Raw genomic sequence first — 1,852 nt, forward strand, 5'->3', positions numbered from 1 at the left:
GGACACATCCTTTCTTAACTAAATATTATTTTACTTAGTTCGATTTAATGTGTCCACTACTTTATACTAACACCAAACTTCCTTAAAACACTTGATGATATGTTCTTTGCTGCTGGTATAGCCGTAGGATCATTCCAAGACCTTATAGCAATGGAAGAGGCTGGAGAAATACAATCTAATGCAGAGTACGCTTCAGCTCTAGCTGCTTGTGTTATTCAAAATAGTGCTATATCATATGTTTCAGGCATTTTTGGTGGTGCTCTAGGACAAGCAGTTGCACCACAATTTCCACTTGTTGCTGCTATAGTTGGAGGTATTATAGGTGCGTTTATCGGATATATATCTGGAAAAATATTAACTGAAATTGAATTAAAGGAAAACCTTAAAGAAATGTTTGAACTTGTATTTGATGAATTATTCCTATTTTAAATATAGCCAAATTAAGTAAAGTTAATAAAGATTTTATATTCTTAGTAGTACTTTTAAAGTTTTCTTTTTTCTTTAACAATTAAATAAAATTTATGAAATCCTGGTATGGTAGGTGTAAGTAAATAAGATAGCATTAGAAATACTATGGCAGGTGTTAAAAAATATGGGTCAGTTTTTTTTGAAGCTATAATTCCTAAAGCTATACAGAAAGAAGTAAAAACGGATACTAATCTCTTATCAATGTTAACTTTTTTTAATCCATTTCTCATTTTATTTTTAATATTTCTTATTATAGCAAGAACTAAGAATATATATATGGTTATGCTTAAAATAATTACTATAATCGCTTCTGATATATTTAATTCTGTTATAAATATTAGCATAGAAATGCAGAAATATAAAATCGAACTTCCAACAAAAGTTATAGATATATATAATTCCATCAAAAATTCTAGTTTTTTAGGGAAAATGTATAAAATTAAAGAAATTAAATTATAAGGAATCATAATGATAAAATAGTTTTTTAACATATCCAAAACTCCTTGTTGATTAGTCGTTAAGCTAATATCTTTACCAAGAATAAATTGATAAAATAAAAATACAAGAAAATTAAAAACATTAGAAATAATAATTAAGGCATATATTAATGATCTCATTTCTTTTGGTTCTTTTTTAGCTGTATAAATCTCCATAAATTCTTTATTGTTTTTCATTTTAATTCTCCATTCATTAAATTTTAAGGTTGGATGTAAAAATATTAAAAAATATAAAAAACCTGCAGAATAGACTTTTTATAATATTTATTATACAGGTTATATTTTATGTACTATTTAAAGATTTGATTTTTTATATCTTCCAAGTCATTTTGCATTTCAGGAAGAGTATTACTAAGCTGTTGGATTATTTTTTGATAATTTTCTTCACGAATTTGATTTTGTTTTAAAACATATAGCAAAAGATAGCTAAACAATAAAGCAAATATTCCTTGAGAAGTTAGAAAATTAAACAATTCATTATTCATAATTTCACCCCCTTAAACTACAAAGTAATTATGATTAAGCATATTTTTAAGGTGCATATATCAACGTCTTTAAGAGTAATATTTATTATATAACTAAAAATATATAATATAATTTTATTGTTATTAACTATGAGATTTTTATAAAAATAATTTATATTATGAATAGATATAATCAGCAACTATATATTTCAATTTTTTTATAGCTCTATTTTTATTTTGATTAATTGCTTGCCTAGAAACATTCATCAATTTTGAAATTTCAGATATTGAGAAATTTTCAACAAAAAATAATTTAAGTATATTTTTTTCAGATTCATTAAGTATATTTGGTGTTAGTATAAAGTAGTGGACACATTAAATCGAACTAAGTAAAATAATATTTAGTTAAGAAAGGATGTGTCC

At 24.1% G+C, this 1,852-nt stretch carries 4 protein-coding genes; 1 reads left to right on the forward strand and 3 read right to left on the reverse strand.

Annotation, left to right across the window (positions count from 1 at the left end):
* The first annotated feature begins 99 nt into the window (after positions 1 to 99).
* Positions 100 to 429: a hypothetical protein gene (locus LPC13_RS16590; protein ID WP_234089024.1), complete on the forward strand. Its 330-nt coding sequence runs from the start codon at positions 100 to 102 to the stop codon at positions 427 to 429.
* 53 nt (positions 430 to 482) lie between these two features.
* Here LPC13_RS16590 and LPC13_RS16595 read toward each other — a convergent pair whose 3' ends face one another.
* The 3 genes from LPC13_RS16595 to LPC13_RS17235 all read right to left on the reverse strand — a co-directional run bounded on the left by LPC13_RS16595 (position 483) and on the right by LPC13_RS17235 (position 1,789).
* Entirely contained in the window at positions 483 to 1,142 is a 660-nt protein-coding gene (locus LPC13_RS16595; RefSeq protein WP_005215549.1) for a hypothetical protein, read from the reverse strand.
* A gap of 113 nt (positions 1,143 to 1,255) precedes the next feature.
* A complete protein-coding gene (locus LPC13_RS16600; RefSeq protein WP_005215547.1) occupies positions 1,256 to 1,450 on the reverse strand; it encodes a BhlA/UviB family holin-like peptide in 195 nt (64 codons plus the stop codon).
* A gap of 156 nt (positions 1,451 to 1,606) precedes the next feature.
* On the reverse strand, positions 1,607 to 1,789 hold the full coding sequence (locus LPC13_RS17235) for a sigma factor-like helix-turn-helix DNA-binding protein (RefSeq protein ID WP_407080861.1): 183 nt from the start codon (positions 1,787 to 1,789) through the stop codon (positions 1,607 to 1,609).
* Positions 1,790 to 1,852 lie beyond the last annotated feature (63 nt).

This window comes from Clostridium celatum (assembly GCF_021412605.1).
GTDB classification, from domain to species: Bacteria; Bacillota; Clostridia; order Clostridiales; family Clostridiaceae; genus Clostridium; species Clostridium celatum.